This window comes from Vibrio pectenicida (genome assembly GCA_024347015.1).
Classification (GTDB): Bacteria; Pseudomonadota; Gammaproteobacteria; order Enterobacterales; family Vibrionaceae; genus Vibrio; species Vibrio pectenicida.
The window spans coordinates 480984-503336 of record AP024889.1; the positions used below are offsets into that span (position 1 = coordinate 480984).

At 41.7% G+C, this 22353-nt stretch carries 20 protein-coding genes and 1 other RNA gene; 10 read left to right on the top strand and 11 right to left on the bottom strand.

Annotated features, from left to right (window positions below; all coding sequences use genetic code 11):
- Window positions 1-36: 36 nt before the first annotated feature.
- Together leuO and OCV27_RS02300 are read left to right on the top strand one after the other, a co-directional pair.
- Window positions 37-996 carry a transcriptional regulator LeuO gene (leuO, locus tag OCV27_RS02295; RefSeq protein ID WP_125323321.1) on the top strand — a complete coding sequence of 320 codons (960 nt, stop codon included), beginning with the start codon at window positions 37-39 and terminating at the stop codon, window positions 994-996.
- A 153-nt stretch (window positions 997-1149) separates the two neighbouring features.
- Window positions 1150-2958, top strand: a complete 1809-nt coding sequence (locus OCV27_RS02300) for an AMP-dependent synthetase/ligase (RefSeq protein ID WP_125323322.1) — start codon at window positions 1150-1152, stop codon at window positions 2956-2958.
- 99 nt (window positions 2959-3057) lie between these two features.
- Here OCV27_RS02300 and OCV27_RS02305 read toward each other — a convergent pair whose 3' ends face one another.
- Window positions 3058-5046: a tetratricopeptide repeat protein gene (locus OCV27_RS02305; protein WP_125323323.1), complete on the bottom strand. Its 1989-nt coding sequence runs from the start codon at window positions 5044-5046 to the stop codon at window positions 3058-3060.
- A 477-nt stretch (window positions 5047-5523) separates the two neighbouring features.
- On the opposite strand from OCV27_RS02305, the gene OCV27_RS02310 reads away from it, so the two are divergent.
- Complete coding sequence (locus OCV27_RS02310; protein ID WP_125323009.1) at window positions 5524-7248, top strand: acetolactate synthase 3 large subunit; 1725 nt, start codon at window positions 5524-5526, stop codon at window positions 7246-7248.
- Window position 7249: 1 nt separating this feature from the next.
- On the top strand, window positions 7250-7744 hold the full coding sequence (gene ilvN / locus OCV27_RS02315; RefSeq protein ID WP_125323008.1) for an acetolactate synthase small subunit: 495 nt from the start codon (window positions 7250-7252) through the stop codon (window positions 7742-7744).
- Between the two features lie 60 nt (window positions 7745-7804).
- Here the strand turns inward: ilvN and glpQ are convergent, their stop codons facing one another.
- The 7 genes from glpQ to OCV27_RS02350 all read right to left on the bottom strand — a co-directional run bounded on the left by glpQ (window position 7805) and on the right by OCV27_RS02350 (window position 13874).
- On the bottom strand, window positions 7805-8860 hold the full coding sequence (glpQ, locus tag OCV27_RS02320; protein ID WP_125323007.1) for a glycerophosphodiester phosphodiesterase: 1056 nt from the start codon (window positions 8858-8860) through the stop codon (window positions 7805-7807).
- A gap of 52 nt (window positions 8861-8912) precedes the next feature.
- A complete protein-coding gene (glpT, locus tag OCV27_RS02325) occupies window positions 8913-10271 on the bottom strand; it encodes a glycerol-3-phosphate transporter (RefSeq protein WP_125323006.1) in 1359 nt (452 codons plus the stop codon).
- 270 nt (window positions 10272-10541) lie between these two features.
- Entirely contained in the window at window positions 10542-11771 is a 1230-nt protein-coding gene (gene serA / locus OCV27_RS02330; RefSeq protein WP_125323005.1) for a phosphoglycerate dehydrogenase, read from the bottom strand.
- A gap of 253 nt (window positions 11772-12024) precedes the next feature.
- On the bottom strand, window positions 12025-12681 hold the full coding sequence (rpiA, locus tag OCV27_RS02335) for a ribose-5-phosphate isomerase RpiA (protein WP_125323004.1): 657 nt from the start codon (window positions 12679-12681) through the stop codon (window positions 12025-12027).
- A 64-nt stretch (window positions 12682-12745) separates the two neighbouring features.
- On the bottom strand, window positions 12746-13333 hold the full coding sequence (locus tag OCV27_RS02340; RefSeq protein WP_125323003.1) for a 5-formyltetrahydrofolate cyclo-ligase: 588 nt from the start codon (window positions 13331-13333) through the stop codon (window positions 12746-12748).
- A 27-nt stretch (window positions 13334-13360) separates the two neighbouring features.
- Window positions 13361-13543, bottom strand: a non-coding RNA gene (gene ssrS, locus OCV27_RS02345) — 6S RNA.
- 22 nt (window positions 13544-13565) lie between these two features.
- Complete coding sequence (locus tag OCV27_RS02350; protein WP_125323002.1) at window positions 13566-13874, bottom strand: cell division protein ZapA; 309 nt, start codon at window positions 13872-13874, stop codon at window positions 13566-13568.
- Window positions 13875-14110: 236 nt separating this feature from the next.
- On the opposite strand from OCV27_RS02350, the gene OCV27_RS02355 reads away from it, so the two are divergent.
- The 3 genes from OCV27_RS02355 to OCV27_RS02365 are packed head-to-tail and all read left to right on the top strand — an operon-like array spanning window position 14111 to window position 17127.
- The gene (locus tag OCV27_RS02355; protein ID WP_125323001.1) at window positions 14111-14686 is read left to right on the top strand and encodes a YecA/YgfB family protein; all 576 of its coding nucleotides are present in this window, start codon (window positions 14111-14113) and stop codon (window positions 14684-14686) included.
- 12 nt (window positions 14687-14698) lie between these two features.
- Window positions 14699-15877, top strand: a complete 1179-nt coding sequence (gene ubiH / locus OCV27_RS02360) for a 2-octaprenyl-6-methoxyphenyl hydroxylase (RefSeq protein WP_125323000.1) — start codon at window positions 14699-14701, stop codon at window positions 15875-15877.
- 23 nt (window positions 15878-15900) lie between these two features.
- Window positions 15901-17127: an FAD-dependent 2-octaprenylphenol hydroxylase gene (locus OCV27_RS02365; protein WP_125322999.1), complete on the top strand. Its 1227-nt coding sequence runs from the start codon at window positions 15901-15903 to the stop codon at window positions 17125-17127.
- A 45-nt stretch (window positions 17128-17172) separates the two neighbouring features.
- Here OCV27_RS02365 and OCV27_RS02370 read toward each other — a convergent pair whose 3' ends face one another.
- Window positions 17173-17379 (bottom strand): DUF1107 domain-containing protein, encoded by a 207-nt coding sequence (locus OCV27_RS02370; protein WP_125322998.1) that lies wholly within the window; start codon window positions 17377-17379, stop codon window positions 17173-17175.
- A gap of 563 nt (window positions 17380-17942) precedes the next feature.
- Window positions 17943-18914, bottom strand: a complete 972-nt coding sequence (gene ygfZ, locus OCV27_RS02375) for a tRNA-modifying protein YgfZ (RefSeq protein ID WP_125320252.1) — start codon at window positions 18912-18914, stop codon at window positions 17943-17945.
- 186 nt (window positions 18915-19100) lie between these two features.
- On the opposite strand from ygfZ, the gene OCV27_RS02380 reads away from it, so the two are divergent.
- The gene (locus OCV27_RS02380; protein WP_125320251.1) at window positions 19101-19361 is read left to right on the top strand and encodes an FAD assembly factor SdhE; all 261 of its coding nucleotides are present in this window, start codon (window positions 19101-19103) and stop codon (window positions 19359-19361) included.
- Window positions 19309-19728, top strand: a complete 420-nt coding sequence (locus OCV27_RS20815; protein WP_338156072.1) for a protein YgfX — start codon at window positions 19309-19311, stop codon at window positions 19726-19728. The genes OCV27_RS02380 and OCV27_RS20815 overlap by 53 nt, the downstream gene beginning before the upstream one ends.
- A gap of 17 nt (window positions 19729-19745) precedes the next feature.
- Here the strand turns inward: OCV27_RS20815 and nadB are convergent, their stop codons facing one another.
- The gene (gene nadB, locus OCV27_RS02390; protein WP_125320250.1) at window positions 19746-21359 is read right to left on the bottom strand and encodes an L-aspartate oxidase; all 1614 of its coding nucleotides are present in this window, start codon (window positions 21357-21359) and stop codon (window positions 19746-19748) included.
- 402 nt (window positions 21360-21761) lie between these two features.
- On the opposite strand from nadB, the gene rpoE reads away from it, so the two are divergent.
- Complete coding sequence (rpoE, locus tag OCV27_RS02395; protein ID WP_125320249.1) at window positions 21762-22340, top strand: RNA polymerase sigma factor RpoE; 579 nt, start codon at window positions 21762-21764, stop codon at window positions 22338-22340.
- Window positions 22341-22353 lie beyond the last annotated feature (13 nt).

The window sequence follows — 22353 nt, forward strand, 5'->3', positions numbered from 1 at the left end:
TTTACATTGACGAATACAAGACAAGAGGCTTGCGTGATGATTGAGAAAAAAGAATCTATGAGTGCTATTGCCAGCTACCGAATGGAAAGTACTCTCCGAGGAGTAGATCTAAACCTTCTAACTGTTTTTGATGCGGTTATGCAAGAGCAAAATATTACTCGTGCTGCACATAACTTAGGTATGTCCCAGCCTGCTGTAAGTAATGCAGTTGCGCGCTTGAAAGTGATGTTTAACGATGAGTTATTTATGCGCCAAGGCCGAGGTATTCAGCCTACCCAACGTGCTCGTTTACTATTTGGCCCTGTGCGTCAGGCACTTCAATTGATTCGCAATGAATTACCAAGCTCTATTTTCTCACCAGAGACATCAACACGTTTGTTCAAACTCGCTATCTGTAGTCCATGTGATATGCGTTTTGCACCTAAAATTATGTCGACTATTAATGAACAAGCACCAAATGTACAACTTCATTTAGATGCAGAGTTTGATCGCCAATTGGCAGAAAGAATGCGCTATCAGGAAATTGATTTTGTGATTGATTATGCTCGTTTTGATGAACAAGGCTTTTCAAGTACAGAAATCTTCCAAGATGAGCTGGTTGTCGTGGCGTCTAAATCGCATCCACGTATTCAACAGCAAGTTATGGCTGAGCAACTAAGAGAAGAGCGTCACGCTAAATTATCTCGTGTACATGGTCAACGTAGTTTCTCTGAGCAGGCATATCGAGATCTCGATGTACAAGCCTATTATGAAGGTACTAGCTTAAGTAATGTTTTGTATGTGGTTGGTCAGTCTGAACTTGTGACTATAGCTCCTCGCTGGATGGTTGAAAATGCTGCCAATGAAGAGCAGCTACAGATTCTAGATTTCCCATTCGAAAACGCTAAGATTAGTGGTTTCCTAAGCTGGCATGAATCAAGCGAAAAAGACAAAGGTCATATCTGGCTTCGTGATCAGCTAATGATGATTTGTGGTGAAGTTATAGCACAAGTGTAACTAAATCTATTGATAAACCTTGAATGATTTGTCGTCATTCAAGGTTTTTTACATTTCAATTACCAACTTTCCCCCCCTTCAGTTGCCTTTTCTTTACCTAAATGTACACTTGTGCGCTCTAAAAGCTTACAGGCGTGAGCGAAAGGTAGGGACATGGCTAACTTAGATTTTCATATTGTTAAAAAAATTCGTCAGCAGGTTTGCACCCATGGTGATCGAGTCGCTCTGAAGTATAAACAGGGTGATGGTTGGAATGGCATAACTTGGAGGCGGTTTGGTACTCAACTTGATGCACTATCTTTGGCATTGTTGACACATGGTATTAAAGTTCAAGATAAAATTGGTATTTTTGCCAATAACATGCCTAATTGGACCATTGCTGATCTAGCAGCACTTCAAGTTCGTGCGGTTACCGTTCCTATCTACCCAACTAATACTGCTAATCAGGCAGGATATATTCTGGATAATGCGGATGTGCGTATCCTTTTTGTCGGTGAACAATCTCAATTTGATGCGGCAGTGAGTGTCTTTGAGCAATGTCCGAAGTTAGAGCTGGTCGTTGCTATGTCAGGTGAAGTTGATATTGGGCAATTTGATTTTGCTTGCAGTTGGCAGGGGTTTATTACTCGTCTTCAAAACAATAAACAACCTGAACTCGAACAACGTTTAGCGGATGCAAATATTGATGACTTACTCACTATAATATACACGTCTGGGACAACAGGGCAGCCTAAAGGAGTGATGCTGGATTACCATAATGTAGCGGCGCAGCTTGAAGGACATGATAAGAGATTAAGTCTAACTCATAATGATGTGTCATTATGTTTCTTACCTTTGTCCCATGTCTTTGAACGAGCTTGGACTTTTTATACTCTTTATCGTGGCGGTACTAATTGCTATTTACAGGATACGATGCAAGTTCGTGAGGCTCTCAATGAAATCCAGCCGACAGTAATGTGCGCGGTTCCGAGATTTTATGAAAAGATATTTTCTGCTATTCACGATAGGGTTTCGAAAGCATCGATTACCAAAAAACTGTTGTTTACATGGGCTATTAATATGGGGGCTAAAGTGGTGGTATGTCAGCAAGAAGGTAGAAAACCAGCCTTGTTGTTGAGAAAGTCTCACCAGTTGGCCGATCACCTCGTATTGTCTAAGCTCCGCTCTTTACTTGGAGGGCGTATTAACTTTATGCCATGTGGTGGAGCAAAATTGGATGAGTCGATTGGTCGTTTTTTTCATGCTATTGGCATCAATATAAAGCTTGGTTATGGTATGACAGAGACCACGGCAACTGTATCGTGTTGGAGTGATGACCGTTTTCAACCTGAGTCAATAGGCACTTCAATGCCTGGTGCTGAGGTTAAAATTGGTAACAACAGTGAGATATTGGTTCGAGGCCCAATGGTGATGCGCGGTTATTACAAAATGCCCAAAGAAACGGCAGAAGCGTTTGATCAGCATGGGTTTCTAAAAACAGGAGATGCAGGTCATATTGATGATAGAGGCAATGTTTTCATTACCGATCGCATTAAAGAGCTAATGAAAACATCGGGAGGTAAGTATATTGCACCTCAGTTGGTCGAAGGCACGATTGGAAAAGATCATTTCTTCGAGCAAGTTGCAATAATTGCTGATACTCGAAAATTTGTTTCTGCTCTCATTGTACCTTGCTTTGATAGCCTTGAAACATATGCGAAAGAACTCAATATTAAGTACCATGATCGTATTGAATTGATTAAACATCACCAAATAGTGGAAATGCTAGAGCGCCGAGTGAATGGCTTGCAAAAAGAATTGGCAAAGTTCGAGCAAGTGAAGAAGTTTAAGCTGTTACCCAAAGCATTTTCAATGGATGCGGGCGAGCTAACACCTACTCAAAAGCTTCGTCGTAAGGTGATCGACGAGAAGTACCAAGATGAGATTGAAGAAATGTATCGTGATGATGCGGTGAAAAAATAATTCAAGTAGTAAACGGTCTTTATCCAATGTACAAATCCCTCAAGCTCTATTATTAACTTTGGTTTGAGAGATTTTTTCATCTTACCTTATAGAGAGTTATTATTCATTTACCCAGATATCACTACAAGGCTTTTGATTAAAATAATGTTGGTAAGCCATTATATAAGCTTTTTCTAAATTACGTGTGTATCGTTCAGTATCAAATAAGGGTAGTGATAAACGCTTGGTAGATAGCGTTTTTTTTATGTCTAACAGCTTTGCCGGATCATTGGCAATATTTAAAACTAGTTGCTGATACTCTTCCTTTGTTTGTGTAATAAGTTCAGGCAAACCAACGGCATGTAGCAAGCTAGTAGATACTCTGGCAGCGAAGCCTTTACCTGATTTTGTTATGACAGGGACACCAGACCAGAGCGCATCACTTGCAGTAGTGTGAGCGTTAACATTGAAGGTATCTAAGAATAGGTCAGCGTGTTGATATCGGGCTAAATGCTCTTCTTGGGGCAGGCTTTGAGCAAATATCAAACGCTCACTATTTATTCCTCGTTGTTGTGCTTGCTGCTTTAGGTTTTCTTCGGCTTTATTGTTAGAGCTAAAAAGCCAAAGAACGCTGCCTTTTACTTGTTTTAATAAAACCATCCAAATATCAAACTCCGAAGGTGATATTTTATAAGTGTTGTTAAAACAACAAAATACTAGTCCTTCTTTAGGTAAGCCAAATTCTTGTTTGGTACTCGATTTTTGAGAAATTTTTCGGTTATTGTTATTAGGTTGATAGGAATTAGGTAAATAAATAATATTTTCGGAATAGCCCGATCTTTGGCTTTTAGGGATCACATGTGGATCACCAATTAGGTAGTCGATAAAACTCGCCCCTGTGGTTCCAGGATAACCTAGATGACTGATTTTTATTGGCGCTGGACGCTGAGCAAAAATGCCTAATCGCCCATCGCGCGTGTGACCTTTAAGATCGATGGCAATATCAATCTCATCTTGTCTCGCGAGTTTAGCAATATCTTGATTACTAAGCTCACTCACATCATGAAAAACATCGAATAAGTCTGGCGCTGTCTGTCTCATACTGTCAGTGGTATTAGGGCCAAAAGAGTAGGCATAAATTTTAAAATGTTGTCTGTCATGTACGGTAAATACTTTAGACATTAAGTGCATGGTGGCGTGATCATGAAAATCAGCACTGAAATAGCCAACACGAAGAAGATTTGGCTTTGAAAAAGGCCTAGCAGGTAGGGGTAAATCACATGGAAGAAACTTGGATTTAACAAATAGCTCAGAGCGCAGCCGGTGTCGCTTTGGCGAGTCTTCTAGTGTTAGGGCAGCAAAAGGTGATACTGGCCTGTCTTTTATGCCAAGACTTGTAATAGTCGAGATATCTTGTTCCATGGCTAACCAATCACAAATTTGCGCTTGTTGGTAAAGCTTTTTAACTCGCGCTGATTCATGGTTAGGATCGATGGCCAGCACTTTTTGGTAGGCTACAGCAGCAAGCTCAGATTTACCTTGTTTTTCAAGCAGCGCCCCCATATTGTCATATGCCTCTATATAGTTAGGCTTGAGTGACAATGCTTTCATGTAACATCCAGAAGCTTGTTTGAGATCTCCTTGCTCTTGAAAAATGATGCCTAAGTTATTGTGCGCTTCAGCGTAATCGGGTTTTATTGCAAGTGCTTGTTGGTATGATATGAGCGCTTCTTGTATGTGACCAAGATCTCTTAGAGCAACCCCCTTATTATTGTGCGCTTCTGCATAGTCTGGTTTGAGTTTAATGGCTTGCTCATAATGCAAAATTGCCTCTTGGAGCTTACCTTGGTCTTTTAGTACTATGGCCATATTGTTGTAGCCACCAACATTTTCTGGGCATAAAACTATGACTTTTTTGAAAGCTTGCGAAGCCTGATCGATATTTCCAGCGCCTTTGCTCGCAACGCCCAATATATTCCAAATCATTGAGTTATTTGGGTGTTTTAGAGATAGTGCTTCAGCCTCTTGTATAACTGAGTTCAGTTGACCTTGATTGTATAGACTGATGAGTCTATCTATTATTTCGCTGCTCGGATCTTCTGCTGTCATTGTTTACTTTCAACTGTTTGAGTTTGACTCTGTGCCATATCTATTCTTTAAACTCTAACATGCTATCGAGCTTGGTAAAGTGAGTGCTCGCTAGATGAGATTTATAATCTGCTTAATTCATAAAAATGCGGTTTAAAAAGAGTTAACTGCTTTTTGTTTAAATACCAATCCATAATATTTATATCTAAATAAATATGAATGACAACACTACATTTCTAATATCGTTAGCTATCAAGCATGATGAACTGCAAGTGCTTTAGTTTCTAGCACTTTGTTTAAAGTGTGATCTAAATATCATTAGATCATTTTTTAAGAAAACGTTACATTTGTTGCTCGAACTTGTTTTGTGTTACATCACAGCAAGGCATAGCCGAAAAAGTGGAAGTATTTCGATTAGGCTACGAATAAGTCCTAGACTATGTAAACCCAGCCCCATTGATTGACCTTATCAATTGGAGAGTTGGCGAGGAGAAAAGTATGGCAGTAATGTTGTCCGGTGCGGAGATGGTTGTTCAATCTCTGATCGAGGAAGGTGTGGAACAAATCTTTGGTTACCCTGGTGGATCTGTTTTAGATATTTACGATGCTTTGCATGCTAAGACTGAGCAAATCAAACATGTCCTTGTTCGCCACGAGCAAGCGGCGACTCACATGGCTGATGGTTATACCCGAGCAACGGGCAAAGCTGGTGTAGTGCTTGTGTGTTCAGGGCCTGGTGCAACCAATACGGTAACAGGGATTGCAACGGCCTACATGGACTCCATTCCTATGATTGTCATTTCAGGTAATGTACCCAATAACCTTATTGGTAATGATGCGTTTCAAGAGTGTGATATCGTTGGTGTTTCTAGACCCATTGTTAAACACAGTTTCTTGGTTAAAGAGGCGCAAGATATTCCCGAAATCATGAAAAAGGCTTTTTATATCGCTACAACTGGTCGTCCCGGCCCCGTAGTTATTGACTTGCCAAAGGATGTCCTAAGTCCACACAATAAACTGCCTTATGAATATCCAGCTAGCTTGTCTATGCGTTCGTATAAACCGACCACAGTAGGGCATAAAGGGCAAATCAAAAAAGGTCTTAAAGCGCTACTTGCTGCTAAAAAACCTGTCCTATATGTGGGTGGCGGTGCAGTTATTTCCCAAGCAGATGAATATCTTTTAAAGTTATCTGAGCAATTAAACCTACCTGTAGTCAGCACTCTAATGGGGCTTGGCGCTTTTCCAGGTACTCATAAAAATGCTCTTGGTATGTTGGGTATGCACGGGCTTTATGAAGCCAACATGGCAATGCATAATGCAGATCTTATCTTTGGTGTTGGAGTACGGTTTGACGATCGAACCACCAATAACTTAGAAAAGTATTGTCCTAATGCCAAAATCATGCATATCGATATAGATCCGTCTTCGGTTTCTAAGAATGTTAAGGCCGATCTGCCGATAGTGGGATCGGCAGAAAAAGTGCTAGCAAGTATGTTGTCTTTATTAGAAGAGCAGGGCGCGGTCAATGATAGTCAGGCTTTGCAAAGCTGGTGGGATGATATCCAGACGTGGCGCGATCGTAATTGCTTGTCTTATGAAAAATCCTCTGAGCGTATAAAACCACAACAAGTGATTGAGATGCTTTACAAGCTGACTAATGGAGACGCTTATGTTGCCTCTGACGTAGGGCAGCACCAAATGTTTGCTGCGCTCTATTATCCGTTTAATAAATCACGTCGTTGGATTAACTCTGGTGGACTTGGCACTATGGGCTTTGGTTTTCCAGCAGGTTTAGGAGTTAAGTTTGCTAAACCAGAAGAAGAAGTCGTAGTTGTCACTGGCGATGGCAGTATTCAGATGAATATTCAGGAGCTGTCGACGGCGATGCAATACGACATACCTGTCAAGATCATAAATCTCAATAACCGATTTCTTGGCATGGTAAAGCAATGGCAGGATATTGTTTACCAAGGGAGGCATTCCAATTCATATATGAGTTCAGTTCCCGACTTTGTGGCGATAGCGAAAGCTTATGGACATGAAGGAATCCGAATTGAGACGCCAGATCAGCTTGAGTCAGGGCTCAAACAAGCATTCGATATGAAAGACAAACTGGTCTTTGTTGATATTAATGTTGATGAAACTGAGCATGTATACCCGATGCAAATCAAAGGTGAGGGTATGGACAAGATGTGGTTAAGCAAAACGGAGAGAACTTAATATGAGACACATTATTTCATTACTAATGGAAAACCAACCGGGCGCTTTATCTCGGGTGGTTGGTCTGTTCTCACAGCGTGGTTACAACATTGAGTCTTTGACGGTTTCGCCAACTGATGACGAAACCTTATCACGTTTAAACATCACCACTATCTCTAATGATATGCAGTTAGAGCAAATTCAGAAACAGCTGAACAAGCTGATTGATGTACTAAAAGTGCAAGAAGTTACTGAGTTTGAGCATGTTGAGCGTGAGCTCATGATGGTTAAAGTAAAAGCCAGCGGCTTGGCACGCGAAGAAGTAAAACGCACCGCCGATATTTTCCGTGGCCAGATTGTTGATGTAACTGCTGCTCAATATACTGTGCAATTAGCAGGAACCAGCGAAAAACTTGATGCCTTTATCCAAGCTATCTCAGAAGTAACGGAAGTGATTGAAGTTGCAAGAAGTGGCGTGGTTGGCATTGCACGTGGTGAAAGAGCACTTAAAGCTTAAAGAGCGTGTAATTGCATAAAAAGCCTTAGTGTAAATACTAAGGCTTTTTTGATCTTGAAGCTATTGGTTTAAAAAGCTAACCGCTTTATCAGGGAAGTCAGTAAATAAACCATCGACTTTTACTTGGTTGTAGAAAATATCCATCATGCCTTCAAAGCTGTCTGTGTAAGCTGGAATGCGGCCAGGATCAGTGCGGAAGGTGTATGGATGAACGTCCAATCCAGCGTCTTTAGCTTCTTTCATTAGCGGTTTTATGATGATGTTTTTTTTGGTTGACTTGTCGTCGACTAGCATCGGCTTCCAAGGACCAATGCCTTCAGCGTATTTGGCGACTTCTTTCATTGCACCGGGTTTAAACATCCAGTCGTAGCTGTAAGGCGTTGCTTTATCCCCCTGATAGACCATGGTTTCATTCCAATCTGTGTAAGCTATCAATTGGACCAGTTTTAAGTCCATGCCCATTTTGGGCATCAATTCATCATTAATACGTTTTAGCTCGTTAGCATCAAAGCATTGCAAATACACTTTGTCATCTTGAGCGTCATAACCATATTGCTTAAGCACTTTAAGGACTGCTGAGGAGATGTCTTTACCTTCATGACGATGGAACCAAGGCGCTTTGATTTCTGGGTAGATACCAATATCGTAACCAAGCGTTTTGTTTAGTCCTTGGATAAGTTCAATTTCTTCAGCTAGCGTTGGTACGTTAAAGTCAGACTTCCACATTGGAAAACGTGTGGGGTAGCCTGCGACTTTATTACCTTTGTCATCGAGATTAAACCCTTCGGTGACTTTGAGTGTTTTTATTTCTGCAAGGGTAAAGTCAATCGCGTAGTAACGACCGTCTTCACGCGCTCTGTCTGGGAAGCGCTCTGCCACGTCTGTGACTCTGTCTAGGTAATGGTCGTGAAGTACAACTAGTTGGTCATCTTTAGTCATGACAACATCTTGTTCGATATAGTCCGGTTTCATCGCGTATGCCAAAGCTTTTGCTTCAAGCGTGTGCTCTGGTAAATAACCAGAAGCGCCTCGGTGAGCGATAACTAGAGGTTTGGCGATCGCCCCAGCAGATAAGCTCAGAGCTAAAAAGGTTGTAGTGAGAGAAAGGGTTTTCATTATAGTTGTCCTTGATAAAAATAAAGGCAGCTAAGCTGCCTTTATGAGTGATTTAAGCAAGCGCAGCTTTTTGTTTTTGCTCATGGTGCGCTTTTTCACCTAAATAGGCATATATGAGACACACTATCGAGGCAATGCATGAGCCGACCAAGATGATAAAACCGCCATCCCAACCAAAGTGGTCAACGGTGTAGCCTAACACAGCATTGGCAGCAACGGCACCTCCGAGGTAGCCAAATAAACCTGTAAGACCTGCAGCGGTTCCTGCAGCTTTTTTCGGTGCAAGTTCAAGAGCATATAGGCCGATAAGCATGACTGGACCATAGATTAGAAAACCTATGGCGACTAAGGCAGCCATATCTATTGCTGGATTTCCGGCAGGGTTAAACCAATAAACGAGTACAGCAACAGTGACCAAAACCATAAACAATATGCCAGCAGGTGCGCGGCGGCCTTTAAATAATTTATCGGATATCCAGCCACACAATAGGGTGCCCGGAATGCCAGCCCATTCATAAAGGAAGTAAGCCCATGAGGATTTATCCACTGTGAACTCTTTTGCTTCTTTAAGGTAAACGGGTGCCCAGTCCAATACGCCGTAGCGAATTAAATACACAAAGGCATTGGCAATAGCGATAGACCAAAGCAGTTTGTTAGAGAAAACGTACTTAAAGAAAATTTCTTTGGCGGTCATTTCTTTTTCGTGTGACTTATCGTAGTCGTCAGGGTAGTCGTCTTTATACTCTTCTATTGGTGGAAGGCCACAAGATTGCGGGGTATCTCTAACCGTTAGCCAAATAAAAACAGCAACTAATGCGGCAAAAAATGCAGGAATATAAAATGCGCTTCGCCAATCGTCATTGAATGCCCAAAGTCCAAGCAGGAACATAGGCCCAATAAGACCGCCGCCTACATTGTGTGCCACGTTCCACACCGATACTATCTCGCCGCGTTCTTTACGAGACCACCAGTGAACCATAGTTCGGCCGCAGGCAGGCCAGCCCATACCTTGAAACCAGCCGTTAAGAAACAGAAGAATAAACATAGCGGTGATACTGCCTGTTGCCCATGGCATAAAGCCAAAGCAAAACATCACCAGCGCAGACATCAATAGTCCACCACTTAGGAAATATCGTGGATTTGATCTATCTGACACACTGCCCATTAAAAACTTTGATAGCCCATAGGCAATTGAAACGGCTGCTAAGGCGACGCCTAAGTCTCCTCGACTAAAACCCTGTTCGATTAGGTAGGGCATAGCAAGACTAAAATTCTTGCGTACCAGATAGTAGCCAGCGTAGCCGACAAAGATGCCGATAAAGAGTTGCCAACGTAAACGTGAATAAGTGCTATCTATTTGACCTGAAACGAGTCTGTTGATATGCGCCTTAGGTTTGAAGACTCCAAACATAGGACCTCATTTTGTATTGTGCGATGGTGATAAAGTGAAAACGGAACGAGCAAAAATGATTTCGTTCGAAAGAATTCGGCATTGTATGAATAATAAAAGCGATTTCTGTGATAAATACTACATAAGTGTTAAATATTGATGAAATAGAGTGATCTAATCTGGAGAACTTGGATCTGGATGCAGTAAAGAGTAATTTTTGAGCTTGTTAGGAGAAATTAATGAGGGTGGATAATAAAGCCGCCGCTTAGGTAAGCGGCAGCGAAATAGAGATTAATGCAGAATACGAGCTCGAAGGGTGCCTTCGATACCCTTGAGTTTTTTTAGTGCCTCTTCAGAGCGGTTGCTTTCGACATCGATAACTACGTATCCGATTTCTGCATGGGTTTGCAAATATTGGCCAGCAATATTGATCCCTTCTTCTGCAAAAATCGTGTTAATTTGAGTCAAAATGCCAGGGCGGTTCTTATGGATATGTAATAAACGAGAACAATCACGATGTTCTGGCAAGGATACTTCAGGGAAGTTAACACTCGATAGTGTTGAACCGTTATCTGAATATTTGGCAAGTTTTCCTGCCACTTCAACGCCGATATTTTCCTGCGCTTCTTGTGTTGATCCACCCACATGCGGGGTCAAAATAACATTATCAAATTTTTGCAGTGGGGATTCAAAAGGATCGGCGTTGGTTTTAGGTTCAGTTGGGAATACATCAATGGCAGCACCAGACAAATGGCCAGATTCCATTGCATCACACAGGGCTGGTATATCAACCACTGTGCCGCGTGCGGCGTTGATGAATATCGCACCAGGCTTCATACGCTCGAATTGCTCGGCTCCCATCATATTTTTGGTTTCTGCGGTTTCTGGTACATGCAGAGAAATGATGTCACATTTATTAAGTAATTCAGTCATTGTTCGTACTTGAGTAGCGTTACCCAATGACAGTTTATTCTCAATATCATAAAAATAAACTTGCATACCAAGGTTTTCGGCGATGATTCCAAGTTGAGTACCAATATGGCCATAGCCAATGATCCCGAGCCTTTTTCCTCGTGCTTCGTAAGAGTTTTCTGCGCTCTTTTTCCATACTCCACGATGGGCGAGGGCGTTTTTCTCTGGGATACCTCGTAGCAGAAGTAAGACTTGTCCAAGAACCAATTCAGCGACACTGCGAGTGTTGGAAAAGGGCGCATTAAACACAGGAATGCCTCGCGCTGCAGCTGCGTCAAGGTCAACTTGGTTTGTTCCAATACAAAAACAGCCTATAGCCACGAGTTTTTCTGCTGCTGCAATGACGGTTTGAGATAAATGAGTTCGAGAACGGATACCAATAAAATGGACATCTTTTACTGCATCAAGGAGAGTTTCTTCTGACAAAGAGCCTTTGTGATAGTCGATATTAGTGTAACCAGCAGTTTGTAATACTTCGACTGAAGAAGGGTGAAGACCTTCCAGAAGTAGAATTTTAATCTTATCTTTTTCCAGTGAAACTCTGGCCATAGTGTTCATCCTTAAAAATCTAAATTTGGTGCTTAAGTAGTGTATAAGTTATATAACCGCATAAAAGCTAACATTACGTGAGTTTATCTACCTACGCAAACGTTTTCGTTGTATGTGTTCTGCTCATTAAATTAACAAAAAAATACACATTTGGGTAAGAAAATAAAAGCATATGGAATAATTTTTAATAAGATAGATAAAAAAATAGCACCTAACGGTGCTGTTTTTAATGAAATGTCTAAAAATACCAAAACTAACTTTCTATTTTTGCCCCTTGTGGGGTTCCTGTGATAACAACGTCTGCCCCACGGTGTGCAAATAAGCCCACGGTAACGACTCCGGTTATGGCGTTGACATTATCTTCAAACTGTTTTGGGTTGGTGATACTAAGACCGTGAACGTCTAGAATCACGTTGCCATTATCTGTCACAACACCATTTCGGTAGACAGGGTCGCCGCCGAGTTTTACTAACTCGCGAGCGACATAGGAGCGGGCCATAGGGATGACTTCTACTGGTAATGGAAACTCCCCCAAAATATCAACCGCTTTGGTTCCGTCTACGATACAGATAAATTTGTTCGATATAGCGGCAACAATTTTTTCTCTAGTTAGAGCGGCTCCGCCACCTTTGATCATTTCTCGTGCTGGGTTAATCTCATCGGCTCCGTCTACGTATATGTCCAAAAACGCAACATCATTGCAGTCGAAAATTTCAATCCCTAACGCTTTTAGTTTATCTGTAGAAACCTCAGAGCTGGACACCGCTCCTTTGATATCATCTTTTATACTACCCAGTGCGTCGATGAAGTGATTGACTGTTGAGCCAGTACCAACACCTACAATACTGTCTTTTTCTACGTATTCAAGTGCAGCCCAACCTGCTTCCTTTTTCATTTCATCTTGCGTCATGCCTGTCTCCTAAACTGGGTTTAAAGTATACGTTTGAGGGTGGGATTATATAACCAATTAAGGGCTATTCCCAATCCCAGATTTGTTTTGGGGTGACGATTTTCGGTAAGGGTACATCCCAAGATTCGACGGGTAGTTGTTCGACTCCCTGACACGAGTGGGCGAGTCCGATAGGTTTTGGACCCGATTTATAGTGAAACCAAGGTGCTAAAGTACGATCATAATAGCCGCCGCCCATACCAAGACGGTGTCCTTGTTTATCAAAAGCGACTAATGGTGTGCAAATAATATCTAGCTGATTGGCAGGTATGATTGCATCTTTCATAAGCTTTGGCTCAAGTATGTTATAGCGATTGGATACCATAGTAGTGGTTGATTCGTAGCTGAGGAATAAAAGATGACCAGCAGAGAAAGGATGAATAACGGGGAGGTAAATATTTTTATCGACAATTCTTAACCTATTGATTAATAATGAGGTGTCTATTTCTCCGTCAGCAGGCAGGTAAAGAGCAATATGCTGTGCTTGATTGATCTCAGGCAAGCTTAAGAAGTGTTTTACCAGTGATTTGGCCGCTTGGGATTGATCTTCTTGGCTGATCTGATTGCGTTGAGTTCGGATCAACTGGCGATAGTTTTGCCGAGAAAGTGTCATAAGAATACCACTGGTGGGATATTTGTAGGGTACCCCAGAGTGCCGTTGGAGATTTTGACCCTTGAACCAGCTGGCTCAAGGCGGATCAGCAATGATAACCGTAGGCTTCTCGGTTCAAGCCGAGCTTGCTCAATAGCTATCAAGTACCAACCCTTAATTATTGCTTATCGGCTCAGGGACTTAATCCCCTCACGAACACTCCAGGGTAAATTTTTGTCTCAGGCTTTAAAACTTATCGCGGCTCTAATTTTACTTGATTGAGCGCAGTAGTTAGTGATGCCGTCAATTGTTCCAATTTGTTGGTTAACGCTTTTTTCTGTTCTACTTCTAATGTATCACGGCTTTCCAATTCATGACAGATGTTCAGTGCCACAAAGGTAAGTAATTGCATTTCATTGGTGATTTTTGTTTTAGAGGTCATATCTTTTAGACGTTCATCAAGTTGCTTAGCCGCATTGCATAACGACTCTTCTTGCCCTGCAGGGCAATTTACCCGAGTTAACTTGCCTAAAATTTCAACTTCAACTGCTTGATTACTCATAGCGACTCTAAATACGTTAGTTGGGGGTGATATATAGATGATCACCAAGGAGGAAACTATAGGAAAAGGCTTGTTAAGATTCAAGCTTTTCCCTCTGAAGGAGAAAAATTACCGGATAAAAATACACTAATTAGGCAAATTGTATAAAAGCTATCCACATTAGGGCAATCGTTCGTTTTCGCTACCTTGAGTAAATGCTAGAATCGATATTATTTACTTCTTTTTGGGTCTCTTGTATGAGCGAACATAAGCTACCAGCATATCTTACACTGGCGAGTGAATTTCAAACTGCGGGCTTGACTGTCAGTCCTGCGGAATTACACGGGCTTTTAGCCGGAATGTTAAGTGGTGGACTGAGTTTAACTGATAAGAGTTGGCAGCCGATGATCTTTGACTATACCAATGATGGAATGGGCTGGCCTACGAAGTCATTGCAACTTGCTCAAACCACATTGGATGCGACGATTGCTGAGCTTACCAGTTCTGCAATGAATATCTCTATCTTGATCCCTGATGAAGATGCGAGTGCCAGTTTGTTTGATATTGCAGATGGGGTCGCGGAGTGGGTCAGTCACTATATCTCTGGGCTTGGATTGGTTGGCGCGGAAATCAAACAATCTTCTCAAAATACCAAGGAAGCAATCGCAGATTTAGAAGAAATTGCCAAGTTAGGTATAGATGAAGAGGACGATCTCGAAGAACAAGCTCAGTTGCTTAAGCAAGTAATTGAGCATGTTAAGGTTTGTGTATTAACGATTTACGCAGAATTTGGTCAAAAACCTGCCGAGAAGAAGGCGCCAACAATTCATTAATTAGGACGTTCCATGAAGCAGTTTGATATTGTCATCGCCGGAGGCGCAATGGCTGGTATGACATTAGCATTAGCGATCAGTCGGCTATCAGATAATTCATTATCTATCGCTGTCGTTGAGCCTTATCAAGCCGACTATAATGTGCACCCTGGATTTGATTCTCGTGCAATTGCTTTGTCTTTGGGAACGATCAATATCCTCAAACAATTTGATCTCTGGGAGCAAATGTCCGAGTTTGCGACTGCAATAAAGCGTATTCACGTATCAGATCGTGGTCATGCAGGAGCGACTGAAATTGATCGTCAAGAAGTAGGGAGTGATGCTCTTGGGTATGTTGTCGAGCTTGCTGATGTCGGTCACTACTATAATCAAAAAGTGAGTCAGCACAATCAGATTGAAATGTTGTGCCCAGCTCATGTCAAAGACATAGAAAGGTTGCAAAATGAAGTTCGTATCACATTAAATAATGGCCAATTGCTAGCAGGCAAGCTTTTGGTTGCAGCCGATGGTTCAATGTCGACTTGCTGCGATCAATTGGGGGTTGAACAAGATTTGCATGATTTTAAACAGGTAGCGGTTATTGCAAACATTAAAGTGGCTCAAGCTCATCAAGGTCGAGCTTTTGAGCGTTTCACTTCATCTGGTCCAATAGCACTTCTACCTATGAGTGAGCAGAGGATGTCTTTAGTTTGGTGCTTAGAACCGGAACAAGCAGAGCAGATGATGTCCTTAGGCGATACTGAATTCAAAGAGGCGTTGCAAAGTGCTTTTGGTTGGCGTTTAGGTGAATTTGAGGCAGTTGGAAACAGAAGTTGTTATCCTTTACAACAAAGTTATCGCCAGCAAAATACCTCTCATCGATTTGCCATTGTGGGTAATGCGGCGCAAACACTTCACCCGATCGCTGGTCAAGGCTTTAATTTAGGTATTCGAGATATAGCGACACTAACTGAATCCATTTTGACTGGAATAAATGATCCCGGCGCTTACTCTGTTTTGAGTCAGTATAAACATCGCCGAGATCAGGATAGGTCAATGACTACGTCATTGACGTCATCCCTGGTGCATATTTTTTCCAATGATTATCCGACGCTCAAAATTGCTCGTAATCTGGGTTTAATGGCAATGGATAATGTTTCGATGCTTAAAGTGCCTTTATTAACTAGAACACTAGGTTTGGTTACTAGATAGTAACCTGATTGAGGAATGATTCGATGATGCAAAGCGTTGATATTGCAATTGTTGGCGGAGGAATGGTAGGGCTAACACTTGCTGCTGCCTTCAAAGACACTGAATTGCGAGTGGCAGTGATTGAAAGTCAGATACCAGATTGTGAGATTAATGACCTACCAGATGTCCGTGTTTCTGCTCTTAGTCGCTCGAGTGAAATCATCTTGCGAAATTTAGGGGTATGGGAAGGGATAAAGCAACGACGTGTAGCACCATACTCTGCGATGGAAGTCTGGGAGCAAGATAGCTTTGCTCGTATTGAATTTGATGCGAGGAAGCTTGCACAGCCGGATTTAGGACATATTGTTGAAAATAGAGTGATTCAGTTGTCTCTACTTGATAGGGTCAAACAGCTGCCCAACGTTAGTCTTCATATGCCTGCTCAATGCCATTCTATGGCTGTTGGTGAACGCGAAGTATGGTTAAATTTAGCTAATGGACAGGGAATAACTGCAAAGCTTGTAGTCGGCGCTGATGGAGCAAATTCTTGGCTGCGTAGGCAGTTGGATATTCCTCTCACTCATTGGGATTATGGCCATAGTGCCTTGGTAGCGAATATTTGGACTGCTGAGGAACATGAAAAAGTAGCTCGTCAGATTTTTACTGCTCAAGGCCCACTTGCTTTTTTACCTATGAATCAAAGTAATATGAGCTCAATAGTTTGGTCTACTGAACCCAAACGAGCAGAAAACTTGATGGCTATGTCTGATCAAGAATTTAATAAAGCACTGACGGCAGAATTCGATGCAAGATTGGGCTTATGTGAAGTGATTGGCAAGCGAGCCTCATTCCCACTTAAAATGCGTTATGCTCGTGATTTTGTGGTGGATCGCGTTGCGTTAGTCGGTGATGCTGCTCACACCATTCACCCTTTGGCTGGTCAAGGTGTAAATTTGGGGCTACTTGATGCTGCCAGTCTTGCTCAAGAAGTTCAAGCTAATTGGCGTAAAGGCCAAGACATTGGCAGTCGCCGTAGCCTCCGCAGTTATGAGCGTTGGCGTAAATCTGAAACTGCCAAGATGATCGCGTCTATGCAAGGCTTTAAGGACTTATTTTCTGGCAGTAATCCAGCCAAAAAACTTGTGCGAGGGCTAGGGATGACTTTGGTCGGGCAACTTCCTGGTGCCAAAGATGAGATTATGAAGAGAGCCCTTGGGCTTAAAGGGAACTTACCAGTCTTAGCTAAATATCTTGAGCAAGAAATGGTTTGATATGAAATGACAAAGGGCTGGTATTGACCAGCCCCTCTAAAATTTTCAGATGTATGCGCAACGCAGCCGCATAATTTCCTGATTGACTTCCTTTACCGTTTTAAAGTGGCGCTTTTCAGCTCTTTCTGGCAAAACTAGCTTCCCGTTATCGAATTCAAACTTACCGACTCCGCAAATATAAATCCTTCCCTTAAATAGTCGACTTACGTGTTTAGCAATCATACCTGGTGTGTAACGCTTAAACAGTCTCATAGAGTGATCCTTATATGTAGCAAGCACTGCAAGTATACAAATTTCCACCAAATATTAATATGACTTTAATGGGATTACATGCAGTGAAATTAGTTTCTTTTGGGCGCTTGTACTTCATTAAGAAAAAATATAGATAAATGCCCGTTTCTATGTGATGTTTTCCTTAGTTATGTTCTGTCTATGGAACTCATCTCGGTTGTTCAATTAACAAATAGTAAACCCGAGATTTATGACAGTTTTAAGAATAGTTTAGTTTTTTAATTTCATGCCAATTTCTGGTAAATTTTTTGCATAAATTGGCTCACATATGGTGAGAAAAAGTTACATCTGTATGATTTAATAATAAAAAATAATCTTATTTACAGTTAAAACTCAAGATTGGGACTTGTTACTAAAGGTAACTATTGATCTAAAGATGGATTAATTTGGAATGGAATTAGCTTAGATTGAAGTCTTTATTGAGTTATGAGTCGCATTTGGCGAACTCTTTTTTGTTTAGCAGTGTCGACAATCCAAATGTAACCCGCTGCGCGTCTAGGTAGCGGGTTATCTTAGTTTCGAAGTTATTCGTCATCATCAAGTGAATATGGGAGTGGTTGGATTGTCCATCTTGAATTGGGTTGGTTGGCTAGGCGAAGTTGAGTGTTTGTTTCAAGATTATTAGGCAGAACAATAAGTCCGATTGCTTTACCATCATTAAATTGATAACTAGTCATTAACGCTCCAGCACTACGCCAATTGTCACCTACTGAGCGTTCGATTTCCGCACTGAATATGACGGATTGTTCATCACAATCGCCTTCTACTATTTGCAAAGCTCGTTTATTCATCCCACGGTATTTAGCTCTAGCGACAGTCTCTTGGCCTGTATAGCACCCTTTGGTGAAACTGATTCCTCCAAGGGCTTGAAGATTAAGTGCTTGTGGTATGTGTTCGCTTTGTATTGATGCTGAAACAGCAGGGATAGCAGCTTTAATATCTAAAAGTGTCCATATTTCTTCAGAGATTTTGGGTGCTTCAATTGTTTGGCACAGTTTTGTTGCAGTGACTTCATCAACAGCTAGTAACCACCTTTGCTCATCTATCTTGACAGCAGTGCCACCGTCTATTTGCCTGACCGAAGTGTGTTGTGGTGACAGAAGATCTACAATCTGAGTAGCTGTTTTTCCGACTAGGCCGAGTAAGACGTCTGTACTAGACAGAAATTCTATTTTGGAAAAAATGGCGTATTTTTTTAGCTCCGCGAGTTCTTGAGTTATGGCTGATTTAGGTTGCAGCATTGCATAGCCAGCTCGATGGTGAAATAAACGAAATGTGCTCCATGTTTTGCCTTTGGCATCGCAATGAGCTCCCAAGGTACTTTCCTCAGCAGCGAGTTTTACCACATCACATGTGACTTGGCCTTGCAAATATGATTTTTTATCATCTCCTTCTGCTGTGATCATTCCCCATGACGCTAGATGAGTTAATGCAAGCTCGGGAAGAGAGTCAGTACTTGATAGAGAAAGTCGATCAAAACCGTTTTTCCAATCCATGATTTTTACCTGAATGCTATTTATTGCTGCTATGTTAGCGCTTAAACACCTTAATAAACAACCTTTCAAGTTGTATGGTAAGTGTGATAAATCTGTTAGCTTACTCGGGATTGTGACTAAGTTAGTGGTCGGGTGATTTATTGATTGTTACACTCGCTACAAACAACCGAAAAGGTGGGATGTAAAATGTATACTCGGGAAGAAAAAGCGCGTATTAAGTGGGCATGTCGTCGAGGCATGTTGGAACTGGATGTTGTCATTATGCCGTTTTTTGAAGAGTGCTTTGAAGAGCTTCAAGACGATGAACAGCGAGATTTTGCGGCGCTTTTAGAGTGTGATGACCCTGATTTATTTACTTGGATTATGGGCCACGGCCGCAGTGATAACATAGAGCATGCTTCTATGGTCGATAAAATTGTCGCTCACAACCTCAGTAAAGTACGTTAGGTTATTTGCCTTAACGTCATTTTTTTCTTGCCAAGCCAATCTCAGTGTCGTGATTTTGGCTTGCTGCTGTTTTGTCGTTGCTGATATACCCCTGCCAATTACCATTTACCTTATAGGTTTTGTGTATAAGTATCATCTACTGTCTAGTTGGTTGACTCAAGCTATTAAAGGTCAATTGGTGGTTTCAAGCTCTGGTCTGTGTGAGTTCAATGGCAAAATGGTTAGAATTAATAAACACATTATGAGCTTGTCAGGTTTTGGTGTTCTACTGAGGTTTGATAGTGGTGATAGATATATTTTGTGGCGTGATAGTGTTCCTGATAAGCACTATCGACAATTTCTAATGCTTTTAAGAAGGGAGCACTAAACTCCCTTCTAGCTTGTCTACAGTAGTTTTTCAGGATAAAGAATTGTCGGGCTACTATCTGGCTCTAATTCTGGATAATCGAGTGTATAATGTAGTCCTCGGCTTTCTTTCCTTTCCATTGCACAGCGTACCATTAGTTCTGCTACTTGAAGCAAGTTACGCAGTTCAAGTAGGTTATTTGATACTTTGAAATTACTATAATATTCATGAGTTTCTTGTTGAAGTAACTGTATGCGCCGCAATGCCCGTTCAAGGCGCTTATCTGTGCGAACAATTCCCATGTAATCCCACATAAATAAACGTAGTTCATGCCAATTATGCTGTATGACGACTTCTTCATCGGAGCAGCTTACTTGGCTTTCATCCCATGGAGGTAAGGTGGGCGGTATAGCCGCTTTTGCCATTTTATCTATGATATCGTTTGCTGCAGACCAAGCATATACCACACATTCCAACAAAGAATTTGAAGCCATACGATTGGCGCCATGAAGGCCCGTATAGCTAACTTCACCAACAGCATAAAGCTGCGATAGATCTGTTTCTCCTTGCTTATTGACCATGACTCCGCCACAGGTGTAGTGAGCTGCAGGGACAATTGGAATTGGTTCTTTGGTCATATCGATACTCAAATCCATAAGACGACTGTATATGGTTGGAAAGTGTTTTTCGATAAAATCAGCTGGCTTATGGCTAATATCCAAATACATACAGTCAGCACCGAGACGTTTCATTTCAAAGTCAATAGCCCTTGCTACAACGTCTCGTGGAGCAAGTTCTTCTCTCTGATCGAACTCTGGCATGAAACGTGACCCATCTGGGCGCCTGAGATAAGCACCTTCTCCTCGCAGAGCCTCAGTAAGTAAAAAATTCCTCGCTTCTGGGTGATATAGACATGTTGGATGAAATTGATTGAATTCCATATTTGCTACTCGGCATCCAGCTCGCCAAGCAATTGCAATACCGTCACCTGAAGATACATCTGGATTAGAGGTATATTGGTAAACTTTAGATGCCCCACCAGTGGCAAGTACGACAAATTTCGCTCGTACAGTTTCGACATGTTCTTGATTACGGTTCCATATATAGGCACCGACGACTTTAGTACCTTCACCACCAATTTTATCTGCACAGATCAAATCCAGTGCATTGTGCCGTTCCAGTACAGTAATATTAGGGTGATGGTGTGCATTGTCTTGTAGAGATGTTTGCATCGCCATGCCTGTAGCGTCGGCAGCATGTAAGATACGCCGGTGGCTATGTCCGCCTTCTCGTGTTAAGTGGTAACGAGGATTATCATCACTATCACCATCTTCACGATCAAATGGAACGCCACCATCAATCAGCCACTGAACACAAGCTTTTGCATTTTCAGCGATAAACTCAACAGTTTTTTGTTCACACAAGCCAGCACCGGCGATAAGAGTATCTTGAACATGGGACTCGATACTGTCAGATTCATCGAAGACTGCTGCTATACCACCTTGAGCATAGTAAGTTGAACCCTCGCTTCTCGTTCCCTTGCTTAACACAATGACTTTGCCGTACTCGGCGACACGAAGCGCTAACGACAGGCCAGCTGCGCCACTACCCACCACTAATACATCACATTGATGTTCACGGTTTGCGTTCATAAACCTTTTTAATTCCTGAGTTAATTTAATTCTTAAACAAAATAGTGCCGATCCCTCGCCAACGATAGGGCATCAGTCATAGAGCATTGAAGTTTGTAAGTCGATTAAAACATCGCAATTAAGCTCTGATAAAACACAGAGTAGACCAATTATACTAGCATCGGAATGAATGCAATTCTTTGTAAATAACATTGCTTTTGGTTCCTTTGATCCCCACAATCATGGATCATAATGTAATAGAGTCATCGCTTCTAAAATAAATACGGCAGAAAATTTGAACTTTATATTTATAGTTGAGTCACAATAGTGCTCAAGTAAGCGATGGTGTCAATACTAGGTTTTGAATAATTAATGCTCATATCTGTAAGGTAGGGGTCGATAACAATAGGAGTATACGCTCGAATGAACGAGCAGTTGACCGATCAGGTACTTATTGAGCGAGTTCAGAGTGGAGATAAGCAAGCCTTTAATCTATTGGTAATAAAATACCAGAATAAAGTCTGTAATCTTATTTCTCGCTATGTCAATAATCCAGGGGATATACCTGACGTAGCACAAGAAGCATTTATTAAAGCGTATCGTGCTATACCAAGTTTTCGAGGTGAAAGTGCCTTCTATACTTGGTTATATAGGATAGCTGTTAATACTGCTAAAAATCACATCGTTGCTCAGGGGCGTAGGCCGCCAGCACAGGATGTGGACACTGAAGAAGCTGAATATTACGAAACAAGTAGTGCATTGAAAGAAATTTCGAACCCTGAGAACTTAACGTTGTCCAAAGAATTGAAACAAGTAGTTTTTAGTGCGATCGAAGCTCTACCTGATGATTTAAAAACGGCAATGACGTTACGGGAGCTTGATGGTCTGAGTTACGAAGAAATTGCTGTTGTAATGGAATGTCCTGTTGGAACGGTGCGGTCACGTATCTTCCGAGCTCGTGAAGCGGTTGAGAAAAAGATTCAACCCCTTATAGAACACTAATGCCAGTAAGGTT

Bases quoted from the DNA above. Each gene is read 5' to 3' on its own strand.
- leuO (WP_125323321.1), top strand. From the start codon at position 37: ATGATTGAGAAAAAAGAATCTATGAGTGCTATTGCCAGCTACCGAATG.
- OCV27_RS02300 (WP_125323322.1), top strand. From the start codon at position 1,150: ATGGCTAACTTAGATTTTCATATTGTTAAAAAAATTCGTCAGCAGGTT.
- OCV27_RS02305 (WP_125323323.1), bottom strand. From the start codon at position 5,046: ATGACAGCAGAAGATCCGAGCAGCGAAATAATAGATAGACTCATCAGT.
- OCV27_RS02310 (WP_125323009.1), top strand. From the start codon at position 5,524: ATGGCAGTAATGTTGTCCGGTGCGGAGATGGTTGTTCAATCTCTGATC.
- ilvN (WP_125323008.1), top strand. From the start codon at position 7,250: ATGAGACACATTATTTCATTACTAATGGAAAACCAACCGGGCGCTTTA.
- glpQ (WP_125323007.1), bottom strand. From the start codon at position 8,860: ATGAAAACCCTTTCTCTCACTACAACCTTTTTAGCTCTGAGCTTATCT.
- glpT (WP_125323006.1), bottom strand. From the start codon at position 10,271: ATGTTTGGAGTCTTCAAACCTAAGGCGCATATCAACAGACTCGTTTCA.
- serA (WP_125323005.1), bottom strand. From the start codon at position 11,771: ATGGCCAGAGTTTCACTGGAAAAAGATAAGATTAAAATTCTACTTCTG.
- rpiA (WP_125323004.1), bottom strand. From the start codon at position 12,681: ATGACGCAAGATGAAATGAAAAAGGAAGCAGGTTGGGCTGCACTTGAA.
- OCV27_RS02340 (WP_125323003.1), bottom strand. From the start codon at position 13,333: ATGACACTTTCTCGGCAAAACTATCGCCAGTTGATCCGAACTCAACGC.
- OCV27_RS02350 (WP_125323002.1), bottom strand. From the start codon at position 13,874: ATGAGTAATCAAGCAGTTGAAGTTGAAATTTTAGGCAAGTTAACTCGG.
- OCV27_RS02355 (WP_125323001.1), top strand. From the start codon at position 14,111: ATGAGCGAACATAAGCTACCAGCATATCTTACACTGGCGAGTGAATTT.
- ubiH (WP_125323000.1), top strand. From the start codon at position 14,699: ATGAAGCAGTTTGATATTGTCATCGCCGGAGGCGCAATGGCTGGTATG.
- OCV27_RS02365 (WP_125322999.1), top strand. From the start codon at position 15,901: ATGATGCAAAGCGTTGATATTGCAATTGTTGGCGGAGGAATGGTAGGG.
- OCV27_RS02370 (WP_125322998.1), bottom strand. From the start codon at position 17,379: ATGAGACTGTTTAAGCGTTACACACCAGGTATGATTGCTAAACACGTA.
- ygfZ (WP_125320252.1), bottom strand. From the start codon at position 18,914: ATGGATTGGAAAAACGGTTTTGATCGACTTTCTCTATCAAGTACTGAC.
- OCV27_RS02380 (WP_125320251.1), top strand. From the start codon at position 19,101: ATGTATACTCGGGAAGAAAAAGCGCGTATTAAGTGGGCATGTCGTCGA.
- OCV27_RS20815 (WP_338156072.1), top strand. From the start codon at position 19,309: ATGCTTCTATGGTCGATAAAATTGTCGCTCACAACCTCAGTAAAGTAC.
- nadB (WP_125320250.1), bottom strand. From the start codon at position 21,359: ATGAACGCAAACCGTGAACATCAATGTGATGTATTAGTGGTGGGTAGT.
- rpoE (WP_125320249.1), top strand. From the start codon at position 21,762: ATGAACGAGCAGTTGACCGATCAGGTACTTATTGAGCGAGTTCAGAGT.